The following is a 26,949-nucleotide window of genomic DNA, read 5'->3' as shown; positions in this document are numbered from 1 at the left end:
TTGTCTCGTTCAACGTGTTCCCAAAAGGCACTACCGCCTAGTAAATACCGCGGGTAACAACTGAACTCGGGGAGACTCCATGACACGCAGACCCACCCTGCGATGTTCCCTCGCCGCCCTCGCGGCCTTCGCCGCGGCGCTGGCCGGAACCGCCGCCACCGGCCCCACCGCCCAGGCGGCGCCCCGCACCGGGGCCGCCACCACCGCCCCGCTGACCCCCGAACTGGAGGCGATCCGCGCCGCCGAGGCCCAGAAGCTCTACGGGGACCCCGCCCAGCGCCCCCTGGCGGAGCGCAAGACCTCGCTCGTCTCCCTCGGCGACAGCGAGATCTCCGGCGAGGGCGTCGGCACGTACGAACCGGGCACGAACGGCCCCACCAACTGGTGCCACCGCTCGCCCGACGCGGCCATCCACCGCACCGCCATCCCCGCCGACGTCACCTACAACGTCGCCTGCTCCGGCGCGTCCACCGTCAACATCCGCATCGGCGGCAGCAAGCAGTACGCGGACGAGCTCGTCCAGAGCGACAACCTCGCCGTCAAGGCCCGCAACACGCGCGTCAAGATGGTGCTGCTGGTGGCCGGTGCCAACGACGACCTGCAGTTCGGCCCCGTGATGACCGACTGCGTCACCCGCTACCTGACGCTGCAGGGCCCCTGCGAGCCGAAGTACGCCCCCGGCTGGCAGGCGCGCGTCGACGGGCTGGTGCCCAAGGTCGAGCAGACCGTACGGGACCTGCGCAAGGTCATGACGGACGCGGGCTACGCCGACGCCGACTACAAGCTCGTCGTCATGGGCTACCCGAGCCCCATCGGACCCGACTTCGAGGACAACCCCGACTTCCCCGGCAAGATCCCCGGCGGCTGCGTCGGCCACACGTCGGACTCGGCGTGGGGACGGAACGTCGCGGTGCCCGCGTTCGAGCGGGGGATGGCACGCGTCGCGCGCGACACCGGCGCCCTCTTCCTCGACAACTCGCGCCTCTTCCACGGCCACGAGGTGTGCATGGAGGACACCTGGGCCCGCGGCCTGTACATCGACCTGACCAACCCGATCCCGCCGAACGAGAACTCCGTGCGGCAGTCCTTCCACCCCAACGCCCGCGGGCACGGCGCGTTCGCGTCCTGCCTGACCCAGCTGTACCAGTCGGGCTACGGACAGGCCGGCTGCGCCGACCCGGCGAGCACCGGAAAGCCCGTGCTGTACAAGGGCGGCTGGGACGACGCCTTCCGGCCGCTGAAGAGCGCGGCGACGGGCTCCTGCGTGGACGCCTACGGGGCGGCCTCCGCCAACGGGACGCAGGTGGGCGGCTGGCCGTGCTCCGGGAGCCGGAACCAGCAGTGGTGGTTCGACGGGCAGCGGGGGTCGCTGCACAGCGGGCTGACGCACGACCGGTGCGTGGACGTGCCGGGCGGTGCGTATCGGGCCGGGGCGGCGGTGGGGCTGTGGAACTGCCATGGTGGGGCGAACCAGCGGTTCGTACTGAACGGTGGCACGTTCCGTCCCGCTTCGGCGCAGGACCTGTGTCTGACGCTCGCGTCGGCGAAGGATCCCGTGCGCCTGCAGAAGTGTGACGGCTCGGCGTCACAGCGCTTCGCGTAGCCCCCGACCCGCCCTTTCACCGTTTCTTCCGGGGCGGGCCCCCGGGCCCCCGGCCGCGCTGCGCGCGGTGTCCTCGATCGCCGGCCGGGCTGAAATCAGCCCGTCCGGCGATCGAGGACCGGGGTCCGGGGCGGAGCCCCGTCAGTTACCGCCGCGCACCGGGATCGACGTGAACGTCGGCGCCGGGGCGGGGTCCACGAAGAAGTCGTTGCCCTTGTCGTCCACGACGATGAACGCCGGGAAGTCCTCGACCTCGATCTTCCAGACCGCCTCCATGCCGAGCTCCTCGTACTCGACGACCTCGACCTTCTTGATGCAGTCCTGGGCCAGGCGCGCCGCCGGGCCGCCGATCGAGCCGAGGTAGAAGCCGCCGTGGGTGCCGCACGCGTCCGTGACCTGCTTGCTGCGGTTGCCCTTGGCGAGCATGACCTTCGAGCCGCCCGCGGCCTGGAACTGCTCGACGTAGGAGTCCATGCGGCCGGCCGTGGTGGGGCCGAAGGAGCCGGAGGCGTAGCCCTCGGGGGTCTTGGCCGGGCCGGCGTAATAGACCGGGTGGTCCTTGAGGTACTGCGGCATCTCCTCGCCCGCGTCCAGCCGCTCCTTGATCTTCGCGTGGGCGATGTCGCGCGCGACGACCAGCGGGCCGGTCAGCGAAAGGCGGGTCTTGACCGGGTACTTGGTCAGCTCGGCGAGGATCTCGTCCATCGGGCGGTTGAGGTCGATCCGGACGACGTCGCCCTCCGACTCCAGGTGCTCGTCCGTCGTCTCCGGCAGGAAGCGCGCCGGGTCCTTCTCCAGCTGCTCCAGGAAGACGCCCTCGGGGGTGATCTTCGCCAGTGCCTGGCGGTCGGCGGAGCAGGAGACGGCGATGGCGACCGGGCAGGACGCGCCGTGGCGCGGCAGGCGGACGACGCGGACGTCGTGGCAGAAGTACTTGCCGCCGAACTGCGCGCCGATGCCGATCGTCTGCGTGAGCTCGAAGACCTTCTCCTCCAGCTCCTTGTCGCGGAAGCCGTGGCCCAGCGGGGAGCCCTCCTCCGGCAGCTCGTCGAGGTAGTGCGCGGAGGCGTACTTGGCGGTCTTGAGCGCGAACTCGGCGCTCGTGCCGCCGACGACGATCGCCAGGTGGTACGGCGGGCAGGCGGCCGTGCCCAGCGAACGGATCTTCTCCTCCAGGAACTTCATCATGGAGGTCTCGTTGAGGACCGCCTTCGTCTCCTGGAAGAGGAAGGACTTGTTGGCCGAGCCGCCGCCCTTGGCCATGAAGAGGAACTTGTAGGCGCCGCCGTCGGTCGCGTACAGCTCGATCTGCGCGGGCAGGTTGGAGCCGGTGTTCTTCTCGTCCCACATGGTGAGCGGGGCCATCTGCGAGTAGCGCAGGTTGAGCTGGGTGTAGGCGTCGAAGATGCCGTGCGAGAGGGCCTTCTCGTCCTCGCCCTCGGTCAGCACGTTCTGACCGCGCTTGCCCATGACGATCGCCGTGCCGGTGTCCTGGCACATCGGCAGCACGCCGGCGGCGGCGATGTTGGCGTTCTTCAGCAGGTCCAGGGCGACGAAGCGGTCGTTCGGGGACGCCTCGGGGTCGTCGAGGATCCTGCGCAGCTGGGCGAGGTGTGCCGGGCGCAGGTAGTGCGAGATGTCGTGCATCGCCTCGGCGGCCAGCTTCCGCAGCGCCTCGGGCTCCACCTTCAGGAAGGTGCGGCCGTCGGCCTCGAAGGTGGACACGCCCTCGGAGGTGACCAGACGGTACGGAGTGTCGTCCTCGCCCAGGGGCAGGAGGTCCGTGTAGGCGAACTCTGAGCGGGCGGACTGGGCAGACATCGCGGCGTTTCCCTCACTCTGCGGATTTCGTTGCCGGCTTCCTCGGCGGCGTCAACCAGGGTAGGCCGCCCGGAGGCCGGTGGGTTTGTGAGGTAAGGCTCAGTACGTGACCCGGCCACGCGCCACTATCGCGATCTATCGCGTTTGGCTACTCTGCTGCTGTGGATGCAGTGGACAAGTCATCACCATCACCCGAAGAGCGCGTCTCGCTGACCAAGGCCGCCACGGCGCCGGCCGCAGGGGCCGCGGGAGCCGCGCTGCGCGCCTCCGACGCCGACCGCGACCGGACCGCCGAGATCCTGCGCGAGGCCCTGGCGGAGGGGCGGCTGACGACCGAGGAGCACGCCGAGCGGATCGGAGCGGTCTACGAGGCCAGGACGCACGGCGAACTGGAGCCGCTGGTGCACGATCTGCCGACGGGGCGGCCGTCCGCCGCCGGACCTGCCCCCGTGCGCCCGTACGACGCCTCCGTGCGCCCCGGGATGGGTGCGGCCGAGAATCTGGTCGCCGTTTTCGGTGGTGCCACCCGCAAGGGGAGGTGGCGGGTGCGGCCGCGCATGAACGCATTCGCGCTGTTCGGCGGGGTCGAGATCGACCTGACCGAGGCGGTATTCGAGCAGCGGGAGGTCGTCATCAATGCCTGCGCCGTCTTCGGCGGCGTCGACATCAAGCTCCCGGAAAACATCTCCGTGCGCTGCACGGGCACCGGCGTCTTCGGGGGCTTCGACGTGAAGACCGGCGAGGCCCCCGACCCGGAGGCACCCGTCGTCGTGGTCGCGGGTTTCGCCTTCTTCGGCGGCGTCGAGGCGCGTCCCAGGCGGGGCAAGCGGCTGAAGAACCTGCGGGCGGCCAACTGACCGTAACCTCACGGCAACCGACGGCATTCCGCTCATGGCAACGGTGTGAATAAGCTCGCGCACAGCGGGTAAAGCTTGGTGCATCGTCTCTCGTACGGCTGCGGGTGCGAATGGCCGTGCACGTCGAGGCGGGCAAAGGTGACTCAATCGGCCAAGCAAAGCCGTCGTCAGGAGTGGACCGTGCTGCTACCGCATCAGCCCCTGCAGGAAGCCGCCGTACCGTCCCAGCGGATTTCCGCTCGGGAACAGGCCGGCCCCTGGCATTCGGAGGCGGTGTGCCGCCGGGATGAAGCCGGGCTCTTCTTCGCACCATCAAAGGAACCCACGGCCGCCCGTCTTTCGCGCGAGGAGGCCGCCAAGCGCGTCTGCGCCCGCTGCCCGGTCATGGTCGAGTGCCGGGAGCACGCGCTGTTGCAGCCCGAGCCGTACGGCGTCTGGGGCGGGCTCACCGCTGCCGAGCGCCGCGTCGTGCTCGCCCGCCGACGGCGGCGCGAGGCCGAGCTGCAGCGTGCCACGCGCATCGCCGCGGCGGGCTGAGCGCCCGCCGTTCGCCGACTGTTACCAACGGGCCGGGCCCCGCCGTCCGACGGCGGGGCCCGGCCCGTTGGTGCGTGCCGCCTGCGCAGTGCGTGCGGCGTGTGCGGCGCGTGCGGTGCTCACTGGATGCGCCGCGTGACGCGCGTGCCGTGAGGGTCGCGTGCGCCGCGGGTGCCGTGAGGGCCTCGCGTCAGCTGGGGCGCTCGAAGTCGACCGAGCTGTAGGCGCGCAGCTTCGACAGCCGGTGCTCGGAGTCGATCAGGCGGATCGTGCCCGACTTGGAGCGCATGACCAGCGACTGCGTGGTGGCCGTCTCGCCCCGGTAGCGCACGCCGCGCAGCAGCTCGCCGTCGGTGATGCCGGTCGCCACGAAGAACACGTTCTCGCCGCTGACCAGGTCCTCGGTGTGCAGGACGCGGCCGAGCTCGTGGCCGGCGTCGAGGGCGCGCTGCCGCTCCTCGTCGTCCTTCGGCCACAGCTTGGCCTGGATGGTGCCGCCCAGGCACTTCATCGCGCAGGCCGCGATGATGCCCTCGGGCGTACCGCCGATGCCCAGCAGCAGGTCCACGCCGGTGCCCTCGCGGGCGGCCATGATGGCGCCCGCCACGTCGCCGTCGGAGATGAACTTGATGCGGGCGCCCGCCTCGCGGATGTCCTTGACGAGGCCGTCGTGACGGGGGCGGTCCAGGACGACGACCGTGACGTCCTCGACGGAGGAACGCTTCGCCTTCGCGATGCGGCGGATGTTCACGCCCACGGGCGCGTCGATGTCGACGAAGTCGGCCGCCTCGGGGCCGGTGACCAGCTTGTCCATGTAGAACACGGCGGACGGGTCGAACATGGAGCCGCGCTCGGCCACGGCCATCACGGACACGGCGTTCGCCATGCCCTTGGCGGTCAGCGTGGTGCCGTCCACGGGGTCCACGGCGACGTCGCACTCCGCGCCGGTCCCGTCGCCCACACGCTCGCCGTTGTAGAGCATCGGGGCGTTGTCCTTCTCGCCCTCGCCGATGACGACCACGCCGTTCATCGACACGGTGTGGATCAGCGCGCGCATGGCCCGCACGGCCGCGCCGTCCGCGCCGTTCTTGTCGCCACGGCCCACCCAGCGGCCCGAGGCCATGGCCCCCGCCTCGGTGACCCGGACGAGCTCCAGCGCCAGGTTGCGGTCGGGCGCCTCCGGGCTGACTTCGAGCTGGGACGGCAAGTGATGATCGCTCATCGGGGCGCACCTTTCTGTACGGCTGACGGCCGTGGGGCCCCTCCTTCCCCGGGTGGGCCAGGAGGGTGAGGGTGCTGATGACTTTATCGGTTCATTGCCAGAGTGAGCAGGCCGCCCCACGCATGAGCGGCGTCAGGGTTCGGGGCGCGAGCCCCGTCGCACGCGCGTCGCACCCGGTCGCACGCAGGTCGCCGTCAAGATCCCCGGCGCCATGGGGGACGATGGGGGCGTGGCAGGTAGGAACGGCAAGACGCAGACGATTCGGAACATGCTGCTGTCGATGGCGGTGGTCATCCCCGTGGCGGGGCTGAGCTATCTCTTCATCCCGCACGACGAGAGCAAGGATCCGATCAAGACGGTGAACTACCGGGTGGAGCTCGACACCGCCCGGCGTGCGGCGCCGTACGCGGTGGCCGCCCCCGTGGGGCTCGGCGACGGCTGGCGCGCGACCTCGGTCTCGTACAAGGCGCGCGGCAAGGACGGCTCCGAGTGGCACCTCGGCTTCCTCGACCCGCAGAAGCAGTACGTGGCGGTCGAGCAGAGCGACGGCCCGGCGCGGCCCTTCATCGACAACGTCAGCCAGCATGCGGAGAAGGCCCACGCGACGACCAAGGTGGGCGACACCACCTGGCAGCGCTACGAGGGGCCGAAGTACAACGCCCTGGTGCGCGAGGAGAGCGGCGTGACCACGGTGGTCACGGGGACCGCGTCGTACGAGCGGCTGACGCAGATGGCCGCCGCGCTCAAGGCCGAGAAGGCTGACGCCGGTAAGGCGAGCACCTCGGGCTGACGAGCGCGACGGCCGGGTGGCCCGTCCTGCCGGGGGGGGGGAGTGGCGGACGGGCCGGCCTGCCGGCCCCTGGGGGGGGGTAGGGGTGGCAGGCGGTCGTGACGATCAGGCGGTCGTGACGATCAGACGGTCGTGACGGCCTGGTCGAAGGACAGGCGCGGCGAGCGCGGGTAGAAGGCGTCCTCGGCCGGCTTGCCGATGTTGATGACCATCAGCGGCGTGTGGTCGTCGTCCAGGAACTCCTTCTGCACGCCCGCGAAGTCGAAGCCGGTCATCGGGCCCGCGGCCAGACCGGCGGCACGGATGCCGAGGATGAAGTAGGCGGCCTGCAGGGCGCCGTTCAGCGCGGCGGACTGCTCGCGGACCGGGCGCTCGCTGAAGAAGAGCTCCTTGGCCTGCGGGAAGTGCGGCAGCAGCGCCGGCAGCTCCTCGTGGAACTCGTTGTCCGCGGCGAGGATCGCGACCAGCGGCGCGGTGCGGGTCTTGGCCTGGTTGCCCTCGGCCATGTGGGAGACCAGGCGCTCGCGGGCCTCCTCCGAGCGGACGAGGACGATGCGCAGCGGCGACTGGTTGAAGGCGGTCGGCGCGAGCTTGATCAGGTCGTAGATCGCCTGGACCTGCTCCTCGGAGACCGGCTCGTCGGTGAAGGCGTTGGCGGTGTGGGCCTCGCGGAAGAGGAGGTCCTGGGCGGTGGCGTCAAGGGCGAGAGTCATGGCTTCACCATAGTCCGGAGTTGTATTAATTTTCAACTAAATCCGGGGTGGGTGAGAGCCACCTCACGTCGGGGGTGGGGGCGGGGGCGGGTGTGGCCCCTCTGGGCCGGGCGGGAGCGCGGGTCCGGGCTGGGCGGGAGCGGGGTTTCGGGGTTCCCCTCGGCCCCCTCAGTCCGCCTCCGGGCCCTCTCCCTCGGCTTCCTCCTGTGCCAGCGCCGCGTCCAGCCGGGCCCGGGCGCCGTCCAGCCAGCGGCGGCACACCTTCGCCAGCTCCTCGCCGCGCTCCCACAGCGCCAGCGACTCCTCCAGCGTCGTGCCCCCGGCCTCCAGCCGGCGCACGACGTCGATCAGCTCGTCCCGCGCCTGCTCGTAGCCCAGGGCGTCCGTTGCGCCCGCGTCCGTCGCGTCCGTAGTCGTCGCCATGGCCACCAGCCTAGGCGGGCGGTGTGACAGCGGTGGGTGAGGGCAGGGCGCGGACTGCGAACTCGCCGTCTGCCACGCGCGCCCGCAGTTCCTCGTCCGGGGCGACCTCGTCGGCCGCGCGGACCACGTGGCCGTCCGCGTGCTGCAGGACCGCATAGCCGCGCCGCAGCGTCGCCGCCGGCGACAGCGCGACCACACGCGCGTGCGTGTGGGTCAGCTCCGACGACGCCCGGTCCAGCAGGTGGCCCAGCGTGCGGCGGCCACGGGCCACCAGCGCGTCGATCTGCTCCGCCCGCTCGTCCACCATGCGGTGCGGCCGCTCCATGCACGGGCGCGCCCGTGCCGCCGCCAGGCCGCGCTCCTCGCGGTCCAGGTGCGCCGTCACGCAGCGCAGGGCGCGCTCGCGCAGGTGGCGGACGCGGGTCAGCTCCTCGCCCACGTCGGGGACCACCCGCTTCGCCGCGTCGGTGGGCGTCGAGGCGCGCAGGTCGGCGACCAGGTCGAGGAGCGGGGTGTCCGGCTCGTGGCCGATCGCCGAGACCACGGGGGTGCGGCAGTCGGCCACCGTCCGGACGAGCTGCTCGTCCGAGAACGGCAGCAGGTCCTCCACGCTGCCGCCGCCGCGCGCCACGATGATCACGTCGACGCCGGGGTGGGCGTCGAGCTCCTTGACCGCCTCGATGACGTTCGGCACCGCGTGCACGCCCTGCACGGGGACGTTGCGGACCTCGAAGCGGACGGCGGGCCAGCGGTGCCGGGCGTTCTCCAGCACGTCGCGCTCGGCGGCGGAGGCGCGGCCGCAGACCAGGCCGATGAGCTGGGGCAGGAACGGCAGGGCCCGCTTGCGGCCGTCGGCGAACAGGCCCTCCGCGGCGAGGGACTTCTTGAGCTGCTCCAGACGCGCCAGCAGCTCGCCGACGCCGACCGGGCGGATCTCGGCGGCGCGGAGCGAGAGCTGGCCGCGGGGGGCGTACCACTCGGGCTTGGCGTGCACGACGACGCGGGCGCCCTCGGAGACGACGTCGGCGACGCGGTCGAAGACGGCGCGGTAGCAGGTGACGGAGAGGGAGACGTCGTGGGAGGGGTCGCGGAGGGTGAGGAACACGACGCCGGCGCCGGGGCGGCGGGAGATCTGAGTGATCTGGCCCTCGACCCAGATGGCACCGAGGCGGTCGATCCAGCCGCCGATGAGGCGGGAGACCTGGCCTACGGGGAGCGGTGCGTCTGGGGTCGTGTTCGCAGCCATGCGGTCGAGCGTAGCGGGGGGTACCGACAGGGGGCTTCGCCCGGCGGTCGGCGGTGTGGACGGTGCCCGCTGTTCGTTGTGGGGCGGGGCCGGGGCGGGGGCGGGGCCTTCTGGGGCTGGATTATTTACGGCGGCGCGCCCCGAACGTCGTTCCCGCCCCGCATGCCGCCGCAAATAACCCTTACGCCCCTGCCAGGCCCCGCCCCCACCCCGGCCCCTCCGGGCGTCCTAGGGCATTCCGTCATCGGTGGTCGGTCGTCCGGCGGCGGCGCCTTGCGTGCTGGGCCGTGAGGTACGTCAGGCCGGCCGCCAGCCACACCGCTCCGACCAGCTGGGCCGTCCATGCTGCCTCGACGATCACCGCTGTCACCACCGCCAGGCCCAGGAGGGGGATCGTCACGTGCCGCACCGGGTTGATGCGTCCGTTGTGTCTGCGGACGCAGAACCACCCGATCACCGAGACGTGCAGCAAGGCGAAGGCCACCAGTGCGCCCACGTCCACTACGGACACCAGGCGGTCCAGGCCGTCGTCCCGGCGGGCCGCCCAGACGGCGGCGAGCAGCGTGACCGACGCCGAGGCCAGCAGGGCCGGCCGCGGTACGCCCGAACCGGAGTCCACCTTCGACAGGAGGGCCGGCAGCCGGCGGTCCCGGGCCATCGCGAACAGCAGGCGGCCCGCGGCCGCCTGGCCGGCCAGCGCCGCGAAAGCCGCGCCGATCGCCTTGCTCGCCGCCACCAGGTCGTGCAGCCACGGGCCGGTGGCCGCGTCGACCGTTTCGTAGAAGGCCGCGCCCTGGGTGGAGGGGTTCGCTGCCAGATCGGTGGGCGACATGGGGGCCAGGAGAGCGGCCAGGTAGGTCTGGAGGGTGAAGAGCACGCCTGCTGCGGCCAGGCACGTGACCACCGCTCGCGCCACCTTCTCCGAGCCGCCCGCCGCCTCCTCGGCGAACGACGCGATCGCGTCGAAGCCCAGGTACGACAGGACCGCCACGGACACCGCGCCCAGCACCGCCGCCGCCTCGAAGCCCCCCTCCCCGGTCAGCGGTGACAGCCAGCCGCGGCGGGGGCCGTCCTGGGCGAGCGCCACCGCCGCCGCGACCACGAAGGCCGCCAGCACCGCGATCTCCATGGCGAGCACCAGGAAGCCCGCCAGTGCGGCCGCACGGACGCCGGACAGGTTCAGGCCGGTGGTGACGACCACCGCCAGTGCCGTCCACACCCACTGCGGGACGGCCGGTACGAGCGCGTGCATCGCGATGCCCGAGAAGAGGTACGCGACCGCCGGGATCAGCAGGTAGTCCAGCATCGCCATCCAGCCCGCGACGAAGCCGGCCCCCTCGCCGAGCCCCACGCGCGCGTACGTGTAGACGGAGCCCGCCCGGGGTGCCACGCGCACCATCTGCGCGTACGAAAGGGCCGTCAGGGCCATCGCGGCCGTGGCCACGACGTAGACCAGCGCGACCGCCCCGTGCGACCTCGCGTCGAGCGTGCCGAACACGCCCACGGGCGCCATGGGGGCGATGAAGAGCAGACCGTAGACGACCAGGTCACGGAAGGTGAGCGTGCGGCGCAGCGTGCCGTCGCCGTCGGCGGGGACCGGTGGGGACATGTCGCCAGTATTCGGGCGCCGCACCGGCCCCCGGCCGGGCCACGCCGGTGGGTGCGGGCCCTTACGATGGACCGCATGACTGGTACTCCCGCCCGCAAGGTTCTGCTCGCCGCCCCCCGTGGCTACTGCGCGGGCGTGGACCGTGCCGTGATCGCCGTCGAGAAGGCGCTGGAGCAGTACGGCGCCCCCGTCTACGTGCGGCACGAGATCGTCCACAACAAGTACGTGGTCAAGACGCTGGAGCAGAAGGGCGCGATCTTCGTCGACGAGACGGAGGAGGTGCCCGAGGGCAACATCGTCATCTTCTCCGCACACGGTGTCGCCCCCGTGGTGCACGAGGAGGCCGCGCGCGGCAAGCTCGCCACGATCGACGCGACGTGCCCGCTGGTGACCAAGGTCCACAAGGAAGCCATCCGGTTCGCCAACGACGACTACGACATCCTGCTGATCGGTCACGAGGGCCACGAAGAGGTCATCGGGACCAGCGGTGAGGCCCCGGACCACATCACCCTCGTCGACGGGCCGGAGGACGTGGCCAACGTCGAGGTGCGCGACCCCGACAAGGTCGTGTGGCTCTCGCAGACCACCCTGTCGGTGGACGAGACCATGGAGACCGTCGACGCCCTCAAGGGCCGCTTCCCCAACCTGCTCTCCCCGCCCAGCGACGACATCTGCTACGCCACGCAGAACCGCCAGATCGCGGTGAAGCAGATGGGCGCCGAGGCCGATCTGGTGATCGTGGTGGGGTCGAAGAATTCGTCGAACTCGGTGCGGCTGGTCGAGGTGGCGCTGGGGGCCGGTGCGCGGGACGCGCACCTCGTCGACTACGCCGAGGAGATCGACGAAGCCTGGCTGGAGGGTGTCTCCACGGTCGGTGTGACGTCGGGTGCCTCCGTGCCCGAGATCCTCGTCCAGGGCGTGCTGGAGTGGCTGGCGCAGCGCGGCTACGCGGACGTCGAGGTGGTCAAGGCCGCCGAGGAGTCCATTACCTTCTCGCTGCCCAAGGAGCTCCGCCGCGACCTGCGCGCGGAGGCCGCCGGGCTGGTCGCCTCGTCCGAGGGGTGACGCCCCTTTCCACGCCGTAGCGTGTCGGTATGAACGTATTCGGCGTGGACATCGGCGGATCGGGCATCAAGGGCGCTCCGGTGGACCTGGAGCGCGGCGACGTCGCGGAGGAGCGCTTCAAGGTGCTCACTCCGCACCCCGCCACCCCGGAGGCCGTCACCGACTGCGTGCAGCAGGTGGTCCGGCACTTCGGGCTGCCGGTCGGACCGGTGGGGGTGACGTACCCCGGCGTCGTGGTGAACGGCACGACGCGTACCGCCGCCAACATCTCCAAGCACTGGATCGGCCAGGACGCCGCCGGGCTGCTCACCGAGCGGCTGGGCACACCGGTGACCGTGCTCAACGACGCGGACGCCGCCGGGCTGGCCGAGATGGCGTTCGGCGCCGGGCGGGGCCGGACGGGCACCGTCGTCGTGCTGACCTTCGGCACGGGCATCGGCAGCGCGGTCTTCAGCGGCGGCCGGCTCGTGCCCAACACCGAGCTGGGCCACCTGGAGCTGCAGGGCCACGACGCGGAGACCCGCGCCTCCACCCGGGCCAAGGAGACCGAGGACCTCAGCTGGAGCCGCTGGGCCAAGCGGGTCGGGCGCTACCTCGCCCACGTGGAGATGCTGCTGTCGCCCGAGCTGTTCGTGATCGGCGGGGGCGTCAGCCGCAAGGCGGAGAAGTTCCTGCCGCTGATCGAGGGCGTCAGCGCCGAAATCGTGCCCGCTCGTCTGGAGAACAACGCGGGGATCGTGGGTGCTGCGATGGCCGCTTCCGCAGCTGGGCCCGGGCCCGCCGCCGCGCCTTGATCAGCAGGACCCTGCGGACCAGTGCGATCAGCGCGGCCAGCAGCGTGCCCGCGTAGAGCCAGCCGGCGTTCAGCGACAGCAGTGTGACCAGGCTCATCAGCCGGCCGCCGAGCCCGCCCGTGCCGTCGCTCAGCGGCAGGACGCCCACGGCGAAGGCGATGGGCACGCTCACGGGCGCGGTCATCACCTCGGCCGGGCGCACCCACAGCGCGCAGGCCGCGCTGCCGAGCACGAAGAACACGTCGTAGACCCTGGCGCTGCCGTCCAGCAGCGCCGAGTCGGCGACGCCGATCCCCAGCATGGCCAGGGCGGTGAGCAGGCCGCTGCCCAGGCCGGTCAGCCGGGGGGCCGGGGGGCGGTCCGGCGACGGGACGGGGCGCCCGGGGCGGGGGCGCCGGAGGGCGCCGCCCTGGCGCTGCCCCAAGGGTGCGGAGGGGCGGGGCACGGGGGAACCGCGGCGGACCTTGCGCTGGGGGATGCGCGTGCTGGGTTGCTCCACCGCACCAAATTAGGCGGGCGCGGACGGGGAAACCGGCGCGGGACACGCAGTTTGAGCCACCTTGGCCATGCGTTCGAGGAATCGTCCGCACGGGGCCCGTGCGCGGGCGGGACCCGTAGACTGGATGACCGGGCGCGTCACGGGGCGCGGAACCCTCGCTACTACGGGAACAACGGGAAGTCGCCACGTGTCGCTCACGATCGGAATCGTCGGTCTGCCGAATGTCGGCAAGTCGACCCTGTTCAACGCCCTGACCAAGAACGACGTGCTGGCGGCGAACTACCCGTTCGCCACGATCGAGCCCAACGTGGGCGTCGTCGGCGTCCCGGACGCGCGGCTGACCAAGCTGGCCGAGATCTTCGGTTCGCAGAAGGTCCTCCCGGCCACCGTCGACTTCGTCGACATCGCCGGCATCGTGCGCGGCGCCTCCGAGGGCGAGGGCCTGGGCAACAAGTTCCTCGCGAACATCCGCGAGTCCGACGCGATCTGCCAGGTCATCCGCGCCTTCAAGGACGAGAACGTCGTCCACGTCGACGGCAAGGTCTCGCCCAAGGATGACATCGAGACCATCAACACCGAGCTGATCCTCGCGGACCTGCAGACCATCGAGAAGGTCCTGCCGCGCCTGCAGAAGGAAATGCGGATCAAGAAGGACGTCGCCCCCAAGGTGGCGGCCGTCGAGGCGGCCAAGGCCCTCCTGGAAGAGGGCACCACCCTCTTCTCCGCCGGCATCGTCCAGGGCTCGGCGAAGGCGGAGCTCCTGCACGACCTCCACCTGCTCACCACCAAGCCCTTCCTCTACGTCTTCAACGTCGACGAGGACGAGCTGACCGACGACGCCTTCAAGGACGAGCAGCGCGCCCTGGTCGCCCCGGCCGAGGCCATCTTCCTCAACGCCAAGCTGGAGGCCGACCTGGCCGAGCTCGACGAGGAGGACGCCATGGAGCTCCTGCAGTCCGTCGGCGCCGAGGAGCCGGGCCTGGCCACCCTCGCCCGCGTCGGCTTCGACACCCTGGGCCTGCAGACCTACCTGACGGCCGGCCCCAAGGAGTCCCGCGCCTGGACGATCAAGAAGGGCGCGACGGCCCCCGAGGCCGCCGGTGTGATCCACACCGACTTCCAGAAGGGCTTCATCAAGGCCGAGGTCATCTCCTTCGAGGACCTGGTCGCCACCGGCTCCGTCGCCGAGGCCCGCGCCGCCGGCAAGGCGCGCATGGAGGGCAAGGAGTACGTGATGGCGGACGGCGACGTGGTGGAGTTCCGCTTCAACGTGTAATCGTCTCGTTACTGCGTGTTGGCTAGTTTTGTCAAGCATGCAGGTAGAAAGGGGTCGGACTCTCTCGAATCCGATCCCTTCTGCATTCCCGTGCTGACTTGGTGCTGACTTTCAGCTGCTTCGGGGTGGCGTGAGCTTGTCGAGGTCCAAGCTGATCTCGAAGGGCACCGGGCGCTGGAGGGTGCCCCGGAAGATGCCGGCGGGCGCGTAGACGCCGGTGGGTTCGTCGAGCTCGTAGACGTGGACGACTGGTGCTCCGTCCTCGTCCTCGATGCACCAGTAGTGGGGGATGCCGGCTTCCGCGTACTTGCGGAGCTTTACTGTGCGATCGCGATGGGCGGACTCGGGCGAGACCGCCTCCACGACGAGCTTGACGTCCTCCGGGGCGTACCAGGTGCGGTCGGGGTCATAGGTCAGGTTCGTCAACAGGAGGTCCGGCTCGGGCCGGTTGCGGGCATCGAGGCGAATCGTCATCTCACGCTCGACCTCGAAGCCGTCCGGCGCCTGCGCCATGAGGTTGGTGGTCAGGGCGGTGACGAGGCGGCCATGCCAGGACCGCTGGGGCGACATCATGAAGACGAGGGCTCCGTCGATCAGCTCGGTGTGGCGAGGTGCCTCGGGGAGGCGGTCGAGGTCCTCCGCGAACCAGCCTTCCGCGCGCGGCGGGCGCATCCAGTCGGGCAGTGCGGTCATGGCTTCACGGTAGCGGCCCGCAGCTCAGGCTGGAGAGCCAACGATCCCGGTCCGGGGGTTTTCGGCAACTTGTCGCGCCATGACCGGCCACACACCTAGCATCCGGCCATGAGTGACTCATCGGTCCAGATCGCCACGGTGGTCATCTCCGTGGCAGCTCTCGTCTTCTCGACGACGGCCGCGTTTTGGGCCCTCGTCTACAACCGGCGCCAGGCCAGAGCAGTGGCCCAAGCCAACGCCCTCACAGAGAAGGCGCAACGCGAGCAGGCGGAGCCGTACGTCATCGTCGACATCAGGCCTCGTATCCCCGGGTCGTCGCTGCTCGTGCTGGTGGTCGAGAACATTGGTCAGACCTTGGCCCGCAACGTACGCATCTCAGTGAACCCTCCGTTGCAGACCACTCTCGGGTCCGAGCGGGCCGCGACGCTCAACCGCGCTGTCAGTCGCCCCATCGCCCCATCGCCACCTTGCCTCCGAAGCGCCGAATCCCTTTCGTCATGGACATGGGTCATCAGCTGTTCTCCTCGGAGCTGCCCAAGATCTACGAGTTTCGGGTGGAAGCGGATGGACCGTTCGGCCGTGTGGACTCGCTCATCTACACGGTGGATCTTGAAGCCCTCCGAGACAGTGCTCTAGAGACCGACTCGGTGGAGTGGAGTACCCATCAGATTGCGAAGCATCTCAAGAGAAGCGCAGACGCGCAGGAGGAGCAGTCGCGCTCCGTCGAAGCGCTGAGCAGTGAGGTCCGGAAGCGGCTTGGGCGGCAAAGTTCGGAGCAGGCCTCAGGTGTGGAGGTCCCTGAAGTGGTGGAACCCGCCCTCTCTGAGATCTCCATGCGACCGCTGAGTGATGACGACGGTCCCGCGTAGAAGGCGTCGACGCAATCCCGTGCTGATTCTGCGCTGACTTGGACCCTGCAGAACCACGTTTCTGCAGGTGGGAGCGTTGCGCTATGCGTTCCGCTTCAACGTGTGACCGATGCATTACTGCAAGGGGCCGGCTCCTCAGGGGGCCGGCCCCTTCGTCGTCACGGTGCTTCGAGCAGCGGCTCGAAGGCGGACTCCTCCTCACCGGGAACGTGCGGGAGGAACCCGTCGGGGGCGGTGCGGGCGGCAGTGGCGAGGAGGCGGTCCAGGACTTCCTGCTCGGTGGCCGGGGGGAGCCGGAGGGCGGCGAGGAGACGGTCGCGGACGGCAGGGTGATCCGGGTGGTCGTCGAGGTAGTCGGCGTTGAGGACCGGAGGGCGGAAGCCGGCCAGGGCGTCGTGCCAGGACGGGAGGACGACGGCGAGGGTCAGGGCCTCGGCGAGGGACTCGCCGACGAGGGAGGCCCGGCCCTCGGAGTCCGTGTAGAGGACGGCGCGGGGGCCGTCGGGGACGGCCGGGCCGCAGAGGTAGTGGGTGCCGCCCGCGTTGCAGCCGGCGACGGGCTCCACCGGGAGGCCGTTGGGCAGGGCGATCGGCTCGATCGGATCCGTGCGGGCGAGGTCGAACTCGCCGTCGCCGGCCAGGTAGGAGGCGACCTCGGGATGTGCGGCGATCCTCTGCAGCAGTGCGTCGTCCGAGAGGACGGCCGGGTTGAGGGCCCCTGCGATCGCAGGGGTCAACGGGTGTCCGGCGAGGACGTGGCGGACGGCGTCGAGGGGGACGGGGCGCTCGTAGTAGTCCTCGAAGTGGGCCTGGACGGCCTCGGGGGAACGGTCGGTGAGGAGACGGAAGAGGAAGCCGGAGCCGTCCGGGTCCTCGCTGCCGGTGGGGAAGGTGATGGCCGAGCCGGTGCGCCAGACGGTGTCACCGGTCTCCCGCCACAGGCAGACGGTGACCCGAGGCGCGCCGATCCCCTCGTCATGGAAGGCGGGCTCGTCCAGGAGCGGGCGCAGCGCGGCGGGCACTTCGTCGATGACACCGGGCCAGACCTGCTCGTCGTCCGTCCCGTACGGGCTCATCTCCGACTCGTGGTCGAAGCCGCGTATGAGCACGCCGGCGGGGGTGAAGTGGACGGAGAAGTCGTCCCCCGAGCCGTTCTCCATCAGGGCCGCCTCCTCGCCGTGGCCCCGGGCGGTGTCGAAGGTGTACTGGCAGAACCGCGGATCGTCGCCGATCGTCGTGTCCAGGACGGCCAGGGCGCGCAGATGGGCGCGGAGCTGGACGGGGTCGGGGAGAAGGGCGGCGGTCTCGTGCGCAGTGCTCATGGCGCCATGGAAGCAGCCGCCACTGACAACCGTGGGGGCCGGGCTCTGCCGTGTCCGGCCCCTTCGTCGTCCCCGTGGCCGGGAATAGGCCGGTGGCCCCGCGGTTGATCACGGACAGGAACAGTGCCTTCGGGCAGGACTGTTGACAAGGGGGATCCGATGTCGTACCCGGAGTATCCGGAGCAGGTCTATCACCGTGACGAGGGCGAGGTCAGCGCGGTCTTCCGGACCGTGGACACCCCGCCCGAGCTGGGCGTGGCCGGCGGGGACGCGATGCACTACCTGGCCACCAAGGCCACGACGAAGGGCGAGTTCGGGCTCTACCGCGTGGAGATGAGCCCGAAGGCGGGCGGGCCCAAGACGCACTTCCACAAGACGATCTCGGAGTCGTTCTTCGTGCTCGACGGCACGGTCCGGCTGTTCAACGGGGTGGAGTGGATCGACGCCAGGAAGGGTGACTTCCTGTACGTGCCGCAGGGCGGGCTGCACGCCTTCCGCAACGACTCGGACGCGCCCGCCGAGATGCTGATGCTCTTCGCTCCGGGCGCGCCGCGCGAGGAGTACTTCGAGGGGCTCGCGGCCCTCGCGGACGCGACGGACGAGGAGCGCACGGAGTTCTTCGTGCGCCACGACTCCTACTTCGTGGAGTAGGGGAGTGGCGGAGCGCACGCTCCGTGGGCGCGCGCCGTAGCCGCATTCCTTGCATAGATGCGGATGTGCCTCCGGTGCGTGCTCGGCGCATGTGCCGAGTGGATCTCGGGTGGGCCGGTCTGAGCTGGGGCTCGCCGCGCCGGGTAATGCCTTGGCCAGAAGTTGCGGACCGCAACCGTCGGTTGCCAAGCTGTTGCGGACTGTCAACCCTTTGGGAGTGGACGTGGCCTTCGGTGACCAGCCCGCATACCTTCGCGTCGCCGGCGATCTGCGCCAGAAGATCGTCGCCGGCGAGCTGCCGCCGCACACCCGGCTACCGTCCCAGGCGCGCATCCGGGAGCAGTACGGGGTCTCCGACACGGTCGCCCTGGAGGCCCGCAAGGTGCTGATGGCCGAGGGGCTGGTGGAGGGGAGATCCGGCTCCGGGACGTACGTCCGCGAGCAGCCGGTGCCGCGCGCCGTGGTCCGTACGGGGTACCGCGCGGTCGGCGAGTCCACGCCCTTCCGGCAGGAGCAGGCCGACGACCGGGTCAAGGGCACCTGGGAGTCCCGCAGCGAGCAGGGGGTGGCCGACGCCGTCACCGCCCGGCGGCTGCGGATCGCGGTGGGCGACCGGGTGATGCGGACCGACTACCTCTTCCGGTCCGCGGGTGAGCCGTGCATGCTCTCCACCTCCTGGGAGCCCCTGGCCCTCACCGGCCGCACGCCCGTGATGCTGCCCGAGGAGGGCCCGCTGGCCGGGCGCGGTGTGGTGGAGCGGATGGCCGCCATCGACCTGATCGTGGACAACGTCACCGAGGAGGTCGGCGCCCGCCCCGGGCTGGCCGAGGAGACGCTCGCCCTCGGCGGGGTGCCGGGTCACTGCGTGGTGGTGGTGTCGCGGACGTACTGCGCGGGCGGCTGCCCGGTCGAGACCGCCGACGTCGTCATGCTGGCCGAGCGCTACCGGGTCGCTTACCACCTGCCCGTGAAGTAGCCGTGAACCGAACATGAACTGACTCGGAAGTCAGTTGAACAGAAGTCCGGAAACGCCTCCCGCTGGTCCGTACCAGCGGGTAGGAAGTGTCTCCTATGTCCCGTTCCGTCCTCATTCGGAATAGGTCCCTCCGGTGTTGCAAAACTCACATCGTCCCAGGTCAGGGCCTTTTGGCAGAACCAACTCGGCCAAATCGCCCGTACGATGGCGCGGTTTGCGTCCTGCCCGTGGGGGAGTAGAAGGAAAAGGAGATCCGGGGTTTGAGCACCGAACAGGGTTCCCACTCGAATTACCGCCGGACCCTCGGCACGACGGCTCTGACCGCCGTCGGCCTCGGGTCGATCATCGGCTCCGGCTGGCTGTTCGGTGCCGAGCGTGCCGCCGTGCTGGCCGGCCCGGCCGCCATCTTTGCCTGGGTCATCGGCGCCATCGTGGCGCTGACCATCGCGCTGACCTACACCGAGCTCGGCTCGATGTTCCCGAAGGCCGGCGGCATGGTGCGGTACGGCCAGTTCTCGCACGGCTCGCTGGCCGGCTACATGGCCGCCTGGGCCAACTGGATCGCGATCGTCTCCGTCATTCCCGGCGAGGCCACCGCGTCGATCCAGTACATGAGCTCGTGGAAGTTCGACTGGGCGGGCAAGCTCTTCGACGGCAAGGAGCTCACCGGCACCGGCCTCGCGGCCGCCAGCGTCCTGGTGGTCTTCTACTTCTTCCTGAACTGGTTCGCGATCACCCTGTTCGCCAAGACGAACAACGCGATCACCGTGTTCAAGGTCGTGGTGCCGGCGCTGACCGCGGGCGCGCTGATCTTCGCGCACTTCGACACCAGCAACGTCGGCTCCGCCCACGGCGGCTTCGCCCCCAACGGCTGGAGCGCCGTCTTCAGCGCCGTCGCCGTCGCGGGCATCGTCTGGGCCTTCAACGGCTTCCAGTCGCCGCTCAACATGGCCGCCGAGGCCCGCAACCCCGGCAAGTCGCTGCCGAAGGCCGTCGTCGGCTCCATCCTGATCGCGCTGGTCATCTACATCGCGCTGCAGGTCGCCTTCCTGATGGCCGTCCCCGCCGCGGACCTCTCCGGCGGCTGGAACACCCTGGCCTACAAGTCCCCGCTGGCGGACCTCTCCATCACCTGGGGCCTGAACTGGCTGGCGCTGCTGCTCTACGCGGACGCCTTCATCTCCCCCTCGGGCACCGGCATGATCTACGCGGCCACCACCTCGCGCATGATCAACGGCGTCCAGGAGAACGGCCACCTGCCGAAGGTCTTCGGCAAGGTCGACCCCAAGACCGGTGTCCCGAAGCCGGCCCTGCTGCTCAACCTCGTGATCTCCTTCGTCTTCCTGGCCGTCTTCCGCGGCTGGGGCTCGATCGCCGAGATCGTCGGTGTGGCCACGGTCATCTCGTACATCACCGGCCCCGTCGCCGTGATGTCGCTGCGCCGCATCGCGCCGGACATGAAGCGCCCGGTCAAGCTCAAGGCCATGCCGGTCATCGCCCCCATCGCGATGATCTTCGGCTCCCTGGTCATGTACTGGGCCCGCTGGCCGCTCACGGGCAAGGTCATCTTCATCATGGCCATCGGCCTGCCGATCTGGGCCTGGTACGAGCTGCGCAAGCCCTGGGCCGAGCTGAAGCCGCACCTGCAGGCCGGCGCCTGGATGGTGACCTACCTGCTGGTCATGGCGTTCGTCTCGTGGGCCGGCGGCACCGAGTTCGGCGGCAAGGGCTACCTCGCCCCGGGCTGGGACATCGTGGTCGTTGTCCTGATCGCCCTCGCCTTCTACGCGTGGGGCGTGCAGAGCGCCTGGCGCAACCCGACGCTCGTCCAGGTCGAGAAGGAGATGGCCGAGGCTCCCGTGGCCGAGGAGGCCGACGAAGCGGAGCTGGCGAAGGCCACGTAACCCTTACGGGTGGCCGAATGCGTACCTCTTCGTGAAAACCCGTATCCGCTGCGTAAAGGTCGGGCGTACGCTCGGGCATATGCGGACTGCGGTTTCTTCGGAAGTCACCGAAGGGCGTGCGCCGGTGCGCGCGGCGACGGCGGGAGGGCAGGAACGATGACTGACACCGGACCGGTCCTGCCCTGGCTGGTCATCCGCCAGGACGAGAACGGCAACCGCTACCGCGTCGGGCGCTACGCCACCAGAACGGAAGCCGAGCGCGTGGCCGACCGGCTGGACGCCCACGGGCGCCAGCAGCTCTACATAGTCGAGAGGGTCGGCCGCGCGGTCACCTAGCCGCTTCCTGGGGAGGCCGGCGCGCGAGGCGCGCGACTTCTCCAGGTGTGCGCCCCCGGGGCGGCGCCTTCCCAGGCCCGGCGCCGTCCCGGGTCCGCTGCCCCGCACCGTAGGCTTGGCCTCCATGACGACGGTGCGTGTGGTGGTGGGCGGAGCGGTGTTCGACCGGGGGCGGCTGCTGGCCGCGCGGCGCAGCGCCCCTCCCGAGCTGGCCGGCCGCTGGGAACTGCCCGGCGGCAAGATGGAAGCCGGCGAGACGCCCCGGGAGGCGCTCGTCCGGGAGCTGCGCGAGGAGCTCGGCATCGAGGCCGAGCCGCTGGAGCGCATCGAGGGGGAATGGCCCCTCAAGCCCGGCTACGTCCTCCAGGTCTGGACGGCCCGGCTGCTGGCGGGGGAGCCCCGCCCTCTTGAGGACCACGACGAGCTGCGCTGGCTCACCCCCGACCGGATCGACGAGGTCGACTGGCTGGAGCAGGACCGCCCCGCCGTGGCGCTGGCCGCAGGGCTGCTCGCCGCCGCGGACGCCGTTCCCCCTGGCCCCCGCTGACCTGCGGCGCCTCCACTTCGTGCGCAGATGCGCCTACGCCGAATGCGGCACCCGCGACGGACAGAGCCCGGCGGGGAAGATAGGCAAGCCCCCATACCGGGTATGTGCTGATTATTATCCCCAAAGCCGGACATGACGGTGGGGTCGCAGCGGTCTGGGAAGTGGTCGGCGTGAGCGAGAGCGCAGGGACCCTGGCATGGACGCCCGGCTTCGCCGAGTGGAGCTTCCCCGCCGAGGCCGGCGCCGTGCGCACCGCCCGCACCCTGGTGCGCGACACCCTGCGCGAGTGGGGGCTCGACGGCGTCACCGACGTGACGGTCCTGCTGGTCAGTGAGCTCGTCACCAACTCCCTGCGCTACGCCAGCGGGCCGATCGGCGTGCGCATGTACTCCCACGCCGGCCCCACCCTCCTCGTCGAGGTCTCCGACCCCCTGCCCGACCTGCCCCGCGAACGCGTCGCCGGCGCCGACGACGAGGGCGGACGCGGACTGCAACTGGTGGCCCTGGCCTCCAGGCGCTGGGGGACCCGCCCCGGCACCACCGGCAAGACAGTGTGGTTCGAGCTGAGCCTGCCCGGTTAGTAACCCGGGGAGGAGACATAGCGGGATGAGACCGTGCTGTGATCGTGAAGTCCGTGTTCCGAAGGGCCCCTGTGCTGGATACTCGGCCTTCTGATGCCGGTGCGAGCACATGAGCCGGAGGGGACGGGCACGTGAGCGAAAAGCCAGCGGGTACTGCGGGCAGGCCAGAGGGTACGGACGCCACGCTGTGGCAGAACAGTCCGCCCGGCTCCCTCTACGACTACATCCGCGTGGCGTCCTTCTCCCTCGGCTCCGACGGCAGGATCGAGCAATGGAGCGAACGGGCCGCCGAACTCTTCGGGATAACGGCCCGTCACGCCGTCGGCAAGGACCCCCTTGAGGTGTTCGCCCCCGCCGACGTGCACCAGGGGTCGCCGCGCACCGGCGCACCCTTCCTCGCCGAGGGCGGCCTCGACGGCCGGGCGTGGACCGGCCTCGTCCCGTACCAGCGCGGCGAGCGCCACAGCGGCCTGGCCGAGATCTATGTGATGCCCAGTGAGAACGCCGCCGGCGACCGCGCCGCGCTCTGCGTGGCCGTCGACGTCCGGGCGCTGCGCGGAATAGAGACGGACATCGCCGCCTCGGAAGCCGTTTTCGGCCAATCTCCGCTCGGCTTCTTCTTCTTCGGCACGGACCTGACGCTGCTGCGCGTCAACGAGAGTTTCGCCCAGACTTTCGGCCGCCCCGCCGCCTGGCACCGCGGCCGCACCCCGCACGACTTCCTGCCCCGCACCGAGGCGGAGCGGCTGACCGCCGCCCTGCGCCAAGTCCTCGACACCGGCAGGCCCGTGGCGGACATTCAGCTCGTCGGGCCGGTGCCCGGGCACACCGAGCGGCGCCGCTGGTCCGTGGCCCTGTACCGGCTGCACAGCGGCAGCGGACGGCCGATCGGCGTGGCCGCCATCGCCACCGACGTCACCGGCCGCCGCCGTGCCGAGCGGGAGGCTGCGGGCGTCCGGCGCAACCTGGCCCTCCTCAACGAGGCGGGCGCGCGCATCGGCAACTCCCTCGACCTGGAGACCACCGCCCGCGAACTCCTCGACGTCGCCGTCCCGCAGTTCTGCGACCTGGCCTCCGTCGACCTCTACCAGGGCCTGCTGGCCGGCGACGAGGCCCCGCCCGGCCTCGCGGACGGCAGCGCCGAGCTGCGCCGCGTGGCGTACTCCAGCGCCGTCTCCGGGGCGCCGGTCGACCCCGACGACAAGCCCATCCAGGTCGGCGAGGTGCACCGCTACCCCTTCCACTCGCCCTGCGCCCAGGCGCTGCGCACGGCGCACGTCCAGGTCGTCCCCGGCCGCGAGGGCGAGGAGGGCGGCTCGGAGCTGGGCGCGGTCGTGCAGTCCACCCTGGCGGTGCCGATGGTCGCGCGGGACACGGTCGTGGGCCTCGCCCAGTTCTCCCGCACCAAGGGCAGCGAGCCCTTCGGCGAGCGGGACACCGCCCTGGCCGTCGAGCTCGCCGCACGGGCCGCCGTCTGCATCGACAACGCCCGCCTCTACCGGCGCGAGCACGAGCGCGCCCTCATCCTCCAGCGCAGCCTGCTGCCCCCGGGCGACCCGGAGGCCGCCGGCGTCGAGATCGCCTGCCGCTACCTGCCGGGCAACGCCGCGACGGAGGTCGGCGGGGACTGGTTCGACGTCATCGAGCTGCCCGGCCACCGCACGGCGCTCGTCGTCGGCGACGTCATGGGCCGCGGGCTGCGCGCCGCCGTCGCCATGGGCGAACTGCGCACCGCCGTGCGCACCCTGGCCATGCTCGACCTGGAGCCGGCGGAGGTCCTCTCCGCGCTCGACGAGATCGCCCACGGCCTCGGCCGGCCCGGCGGCAAGCAGTCCGCCTCGCGCGGGGTGCGCGGCAGCGTCCGTCCCGCCGACCTCTCCGAGGTCTACCTGGCGACCTGCGTCTACGCCGTCTACGACCCCGTCACCCGGCGCTGCACCGTCGCCAACGCCGGCCACCTGCCGCCGGTCCTCGTCGAGGCGGGCGAGCCCGCCATGCTCCTGGACGTGCCGCCCGGCATGCCGCTGGGCGTGGGCGGCGAGCCGTTCGAGGAGACCGAGATCGAGCTGCCGGACGGCGCGCTGCTCGCCCTCTACACCGACGGCCTCGTCGAGTCCCGCGACCATCCCCTGGACGAGGGCCTCCAGGCGTTCCGCGACGCCCTCACCGACCCGGAGCGGCCGCTGGAGGACGTCTGCGACCACGTCCTGAGCGCCCTGGACACCCACCACGGCGAGGACGACATCGCCCTGCTGATGGCCCGCCTGCGGGGCCTGAGCGAGGGATGCGTCGGCGACTGGACGCTCCCGCCGGAGCCGCGCTCGGTCGCCCGCGCCCGGGAGCTGGCCCGCGAGCAGCTGGAGACCTGGGAGCTCACGGATCTGGTCGACACCACCGAGCTGCTGGTCAGCGAGCTCGTCACCAACGCCCTGCGGTACGGGGAGGGCGAGATCCGGCTGCGGCTGCTGCTGGACCGCACGCTGGTGTGCGAGGTGTGGGACGGCGGCCACGTCCAGCCCCGGCGCCGCCGTGCCCGCGACACGGACGAGGGCGGGCGGGGCCTGCAGCTGGTCGGGCTGCTCAGCGCCGCCTGGGGCAGCCGCCGCATTCCGCACGGCAAGACGGTCTGGTTCGAACTGGGGCTCCCGGACGGCGAGTCGCCGGCCCCGGACGCGGTGGAGGCGCTGCTGAGCCTGTACTGACCTGCCGAGGCGGCCGCTCCGGCCGGGGCCGGCGGGTTCAGCGCGCCAGCCGGCCCCGCGTCGCCCCGCCGCCGAACGTGGCCGGCAGCAGGCCCGCCAGGATGATGCCGCCCAGCAGGGCGCCGCCCAGGATGCGGGTGGGGTGCGGGGCCGTCGGGGCGTCGTACTCCGTGACGTTCTCCCCGGCCAGCGCACGGGCCTCCTGGGCCAGCTCGGCGGCCCGGAGGGCCTCCGCGGCCGCCGCGGGGCCCGTCACGCGTGCCAGCAGCCGCTCCGCCTCCGCCAGCCGCGTCCGCGCCCGGCACCCGATCGCGCCCCGGTGCGTGGCGATGTAGTCGCGCGCCGCCGACACCTCGGCGCGGGCGACGAGCACCGCGCGCGCCGGGCCGGCCGGCACGTTCGTCGTGGTGAGGCCGTGCGTGTGGCGCAGCACGGCGGAGGTGAGGGTGCGGGCCTGGGAGAGGGCGGCCTCGGCGGCCCGCAGGGAGACCGCGGCGTGGTCGGTGTCGTTCGTGGTGATCGCGGCGTGGGCCTCGGCGAGGGCGGTGTCGGCGAAGGCCAGGCGGTCGCGGGCCTCGCCGGGGTGGGCGGCGACGGGGGCGAGGACGTGGTCCGGCCGGTAGGGGGCGAGGGCGGCCAGGACCGCCTCGGCGGTGGCGACGCGCGGCGCGATGGTGCGGGCCATCGCCTCGGCCTGGGCGAGGATCAGGGCGCCGTTGGCCTTGAGGTCGCGCAGCCGGTCGAAGGCCGCCGACTCCGCGTCGAGGCGCCGGTTGGCGCTGGTGCAGCGCGAGCAGATCTCGTCCAGCATGTGCCGGCGTATGTCCTGGTCCACGAAGGGCGAGTCGTCCAGCCGCTGCCGCAGCCGGAAGGCGTCGGCCAGCTCGCCCCGGGCCCAGTCCACGGCCTCCGCGAACGGCCGGGTGGCCGCCTCGCCCAGCTGGGCCGTCGCGAAGACCAGCTCCTCCGCGCTCGTGCGGACCGCGTCGTCGGTGCAGACGAGGTTGACCGCCGCCTCGGCGGCCAGTTCCGGCAACGGGGTGAGGGGCTGGACCATCCGGGTGAACCCGGGCCGCGTGGTGGCGGCGAGGACCGGGTGGTCCCGTGCCGCGGCCCGGCGCCGCCGGGCGGCCCGCGCGCGCCGCGACCGCCGGGAACAGGCGTACAGCCCTGTCAGGCACAGGGCGATGCCCCCGGCGATCGGCACCCAGACGCCCTGCTCGCCGGGGACGAGGCCGTCACCGCCGGGGTCGGCGGCGCCGGGACGGATGACGGGCGTGCGGACCGGCTCGCCCTGCAGGACGGCCCGGTAGCCGTCGGCGGCGCCGACGGCCGCGCCGGCCCAGTCGTGCTGGGCGAGCGCGGGCTCGATGGCCGTGGTGGCGACCTCCTTGAGCTGGGCCTTGCGGAAGCCGGAGCCCTTGTCGGCGGAGACGGCGTACTGGCGCGCATGGGTGGCGATGGCCAGCAGCACGGCGCGGGGGCCGAGCCCGTTGCGGTCGGCGGTGGCGTCCGCCCAGCCGCGTCCGGGGCGACCGGAGAAGTCACGGACGTAGGTGACGTAGAGCTGGATGTGCTGGGAGGCGTGCAGGCGCTCCAGCGCGGCCTCGACCTGCCCGCGGCGGCGGCCGAGGGCGCCGACGGTGTCGGTGATCCGGCCGGAGGCGTCCAGGTCGAGGGGCGTGTCGGCGCGCGCGGCGGGCGCGGGGGGAATCAGGAAGGCGCACAGCGCGAGGAGGGCGCTGATCATGGCCCAGCTGGGCGCCCTCGGCCCCCACCACCAGGAAAGCCGCGTCACATTTTGGAGAGTATGACCGGATTGGCCGATCCGCTACCGGGAGGGAGGAGGGTTCTACGCAGCGTGTTCACGCCCGTTTCCGCAGTCCCGGACGGCACGCCCGGGCGGCTGTGCG

25 protein-coding genes and 1 pseudogene are annotated in these 26,949 nt (G+C 71.5%); 16 read left to right on the top strand and 10 right to left on the bottom strand.

Going from position 1 to position 26,949, the window contains the following annotated elements; genetic code table 11:
- Window positions 1-79 precede the first annotated feature (79 nt).
- Entirely contained in the window at window positions 80-1,603 is a 1,524-nt protein-coding gene (locus IE182_RS25085; protein ID WP_190112197.1) for a ricin-type beta-trefoil lectin domain protein, read from the top strand.
- 141 nt (window positions 1,604-1,744) lie between these two features.
- On the opposite strand, the gene IE182_RS25080 is transcribed toward IE182_RS25085, so the two are convergent.
- On the bottom strand, window positions 1,745-3,424 hold the full coding sequence (locus tag IE182_RS25080) for a fumarate hydratase (RefSeq protein ID WP_190112196.1): 1,680 nt from the start codon (window positions 3,422-3,424) through the stop codon (window positions 1,745-1,747).
- A gap of 161 nt (window positions 3,425-3,585) precedes the next feature.
- Between IE182_RS25080 and IE182_RS25075 the strand changes: the two genes are divergently transcribed.
- Both IE182_RS25075 and IE182_RS25070 read left to right on the top strand, forming a co-directional pair.
- The gene (locus IE182_RS25075; RefSeq protein ID WP_190112195.1) at window positions 3,586-4,281 is read left to right on the top strand and encodes a DUF1707 SHOCT-like domain-containing protein; all 696 of its coding nucleotides are present in this window, start codon (window positions 3,586-3,588) and stop codon (window positions 4,279-4,281) included.
- 180 nt (window positions 4,282-4,461) lie between these two features.
- A complete protein-coding gene (locus IE182_RS25070; protein WP_045932326.1) occupies window positions 4,462-4,818 on the top strand; it encodes a WhiB family transcriptional regulator in 357 nt (118 codons plus the stop codon).
- Between the two features lie 190 nt (window positions 4,819-5,008).
- Here the strand turns inward: IE182_RS25070 and glpX are convergent, their stop codons facing one another.
- Entirely contained in the window at window positions 5,009-6,040 is a 1,032-nt protein-coding gene (gene glpX, locus IE182_RS25065) for a class II fructose-bisphosphatase (RefSeq protein WP_071965612.1), read from the bottom strand.
- 229 nt (window positions 6,041-6,269) lie between these two features.
- Here glpX and IE182_RS25060 point away from each other — a divergent pair, with 229 nt between their 5' ends.
- Window positions 6,270-6,830 (top strand): DUF4245 domain-containing protein, encoded by a 561-nt coding sequence (locus IE182_RS25060; RefSeq protein ID WP_229845085.1) that lies wholly within the window; start codon window positions 6,270-6,272, stop codon window positions 6,828-6,830.
- Between the two features lie 122 nt (window positions 6,831-6,952).
- Here the strand turns inward: IE182_RS25060 and IE182_RS25055 are convergent, their stop codons facing one another.
- The 4 genes from IE182_RS25055 to IE182_RS25040 all read right to left on the bottom strand — a co-directional run bounded on the left by IE182_RS25055 (window position 6,953) and on the right by IE182_RS25040 (window position 10,821).
- On the bottom strand, window positions 6,953-7,543 hold the full coding sequence (locus IE182_RS25055; protein ID WP_190112193.1) for a malonic semialdehyde reductase: 591 nt from the start codon (window positions 7,541-7,543) through the stop codon (window positions 6,953-6,955).
- 168 nt (window positions 7,544-7,711) lie between these two features.
- Window positions 7,712-7,966, bottom strand: a complete 255-nt coding sequence (locus IE182_RS25050) for an exodeoxyribonuclease VII small subunit (protein WP_190112192.1) — start codon at window positions 7,964-7,966, stop codon at window positions 7,712-7,714.
- 10 nt (window positions 7,967-7,976) lie between these two features.
- On the bottom strand, window positions 7,977-9,212 hold the full coding sequence (gene xseA / locus IE182_RS25045; RefSeq protein ID WP_190112191.1) for an exodeoxyribonuclease VII large subunit: 1,236 nt from the start codon (window positions 9,210-9,212) through the stop codon (window positions 7,977-7,979).
- Between the two features lie 241 nt (window positions 9,213-9,453).
- Window positions 9,454-10,821 carry an APC family permease gene (locus tag IE182_RS25040; RefSeq protein ID WP_190112190.1) on the bottom strand — a complete coding sequence of 456 codons (1,368 nt, stop codon included), beginning with the start codon at window positions 10,819-10,821 and terminating at the stop codon, window positions 9,454-9,456.
- 66 nt (window positions 10,822-10,887) lie between these two features.
- On the opposite strand from IE182_RS25040, the gene IE182_RS25035 reads away from it, so the two are divergent.
- Together IE182_RS25035 and ppgK are read left to right on the top strand one after the other, a co-directional pair.
- The gene (locus IE182_RS25035) at window positions 10,888-11,886 is read left to right on the top strand and encodes a 4-hydroxy-3-methylbut-2-enyl diphosphate reductase (RefSeq protein ID WP_190112189.1); all 999 of its coding nucleotides are present in this window, start codon (window positions 10,888-10,890) and stop codon (window positions 11,884-11,886) included.
- A gap of 29 nt (window positions 11,887-11,915) precedes the next feature.
- Window positions 11,916-12,680, top strand: a complete 765-nt coding sequence (gene ppgK / locus IE182_RS25030; protein ID WP_190112188.1) for a polyphosphate--glucose phosphotransferase — start codon at window positions 11,916-11,918, stop codon at window positions 12,678-12,680.
- Here ppgK and IE182_RS25025 read toward each other — a convergent pair.
- Window positions 12,577-13,179 (bottom strand): DUF6542 domain-containing protein, encoded by a 603-nt coding sequence (locus IE182_RS25025; RefSeq protein WP_190112187.1) that lies wholly within the window; start codon window positions 13,177-13,179, stop codon window positions 12,577-12,579. The two genes, ppgK and IE182_RS25025, sit on opposite strands and share 104 nt — an antisense overlap.
- A gap of 187 nt (window positions 13,180-13,366) precedes the next feature.
- Between IE182_RS25025 and ychF the strand changes: the two genes are divergently transcribed.
- Window positions 13,367-14,455 carry a redox-regulated ATPase YchF gene (ychF, locus tag IE182_RS25020; RefSeq protein WP_190112186.1) on the top strand — a complete coding sequence of 363 codons (1,089 nt, stop codon included), beginning with the start codon at window positions 13,367-13,369 and terminating at the stop codon, window positions 14,453-14,455.
- A 111-nt stretch (window positions 14,456-14,566) separates the two neighbouring features.
- Here ychF and IE182_RS25015 read toward each other — a convergent pair whose 3' ends face one another.
- Complete coding sequence (locus tag IE182_RS25015) at window positions 14,567-15,148, bottom strand: Uma2 family endonuclease (protein ID WP_190112185.1); 582 nt, start codon at window positions 15,146-15,148, stop codon at window positions 14,567-14,569.
- Window positions 15,149-15,256: 108 nt separating this feature from the next.
- On the opposite strand from IE182_RS25015, the pseudogene IE182_RS32935 reads away from it, so the two are divergent.
- Together IE182_RS32935 and IE182_RS25010 are read left to right on the top strand one after the other, a co-directional pair.
- Window positions 15,257-15,589 (top strand): annotated as a pseudogene (locus IE182_RS32935) (DUF8453 domain-containing protein); the annotation flags it as partial.
- Between the two features lie 62 nt (window positions 15,590-15,651).
- The gene (locus IE182_RS25010; RefSeq protein WP_190112184.1) at window positions 15,652-16,017 is read left to right on the top strand and encodes a hypothetical protein; all 366 of its coding nucleotides are present in this window, start codon (window positions 15,652-15,654) and stop codon (window positions 16,015-16,017) included.
- A gap of 158 nt (window positions 16,018-16,175) precedes the next feature.
- Here IE182_RS25010 and IE182_RS25005 read toward each other — a convergent pair whose 3' ends face one another.
- Window positions 16,176-17,339 carry a hypothetical protein gene (locus tag IE182_RS25005; RefSeq protein ID WP_190112183.1) on the bottom strand — a complete coding sequence of 388 codons (1,164 nt, stop codon included), beginning with the start codon at window positions 17,337-17,339 and terminating at the stop codon, window positions 16,176-16,178.
- Window positions 17,340-17,498: 159 nt separating this feature from the next.
- Between IE182_RS25005 and IE182_RS25000 the strand changes: the two genes are divergently transcribed.
- The 7 genes from IE182_RS25000 to IE182_RS24970 all read left to right on the top strand — a co-directional run bounded on the left by IE182_RS25000 (window position 17,499) and on the right by IE182_RS24970 (window position 25,036).
- A complete protein-coding gene (locus tag IE182_RS25000; RefSeq protein ID WP_190112182.1) occupies window positions 17,499-17,990 on the top strand; it encodes a cupin domain-containing protein in 492 nt (163 codons plus the stop codon).
- Between the two features lie 223 nt (window positions 17,991-18,213).
- Window positions 18,214-18,966: a GntR family transcriptional regulator gene (locus IE182_RS24995; RefSeq protein ID WP_190112265.1), complete on the top strand. Its 753-nt coding sequence runs from the start codon at window positions 18,214-18,216 to the stop codon at window positions 18,964-18,966.
- A 260-nt stretch (window positions 18,967-19,226) separates the two neighbouring features.
- Entirely contained in the window at window positions 19,227-20,870 is a 1,644-nt protein-coding gene (locus IE182_RS24990; RefSeq protein WP_190112181.1) for an APC family permease, read from the top strand.
- A 156-nt stretch (window positions 20,871-21,026) separates the two neighbouring features.
- Complete coding sequence (locus tag IE182_RS24985) at window positions 21,027-21,206, top strand: SPOR domain-containing protein (protein ID WP_190112180.1); 180 nt, start codon at window positions 21,027-21,029, stop codon at window positions 21,204-21,206.
- A gap of 124 nt (window positions 21,207-21,330) precedes the next feature.
- The gene (locus IE182_RS24980) at window positions 21,331-21,753 is read left to right on the top strand and encodes a (deoxy)nucleoside triphosphate pyrophosphohydrolase (RefSeq protein ID WP_190112179.1); all 423 of its coding nucleotides are present in this window, start codon (window positions 21,331-21,333) and stop codon (window positions 21,751-21,753) included.
- 161 nt (window positions 21,754-21,914) lie between these two features.
- Complete coding sequence (locus tag IE182_RS24975) at window positions 21,915-22,334, top strand: ATP-binding protein (RefSeq protein WP_190112178.1); 420 nt, start codon at window positions 21,915-21,917, stop codon at window positions 22,332-22,334.
- A gap of 131 nt (window positions 22,335-22,465) precedes the next feature.
- A complete protein-coding gene (locus IE182_RS24970) occupies window positions 22,466-25,036 on the top strand; it encodes a SpoIIE family protein phosphatase (RefSeq protein WP_373303611.1) in 2,571 nt (856 codons plus the stop codon).
- Window positions 25,037-25,073: 37 nt separating this feature from the next.
- Here the strand turns inward: IE182_RS24970 and IE182_RS24965 are convergent, their stop codons facing one another.
- Window positions 25,074-26,834 carry a TPM domain-containing protein gene (locus IE182_RS24965; RefSeq protein WP_190112177.1) on the bottom strand — a complete coding sequence of 587 codons (1,761 nt, stop codon included), beginning with the start codon at window positions 26,832-26,834 and terminating at the stop codon, window positions 25,074-25,076.
- Window positions 26,835-26,949 lie beyond the last annotated feature (115 nt).

The organism is Streptomyces cinnamoneus (assembly GCF_014650495.1).
GTDB classification, from domain to species: Bacteria; Actinomycetota; Actinomycetes; order Streptomycetales; family Streptomycetaceae; genus Streptomyces; species Streptomyces cinnamoneus.
Note: the sequence above shows the minus strand (reverse complement) of the source record. Positions and strands in the feature narration are given on the sequence as shown.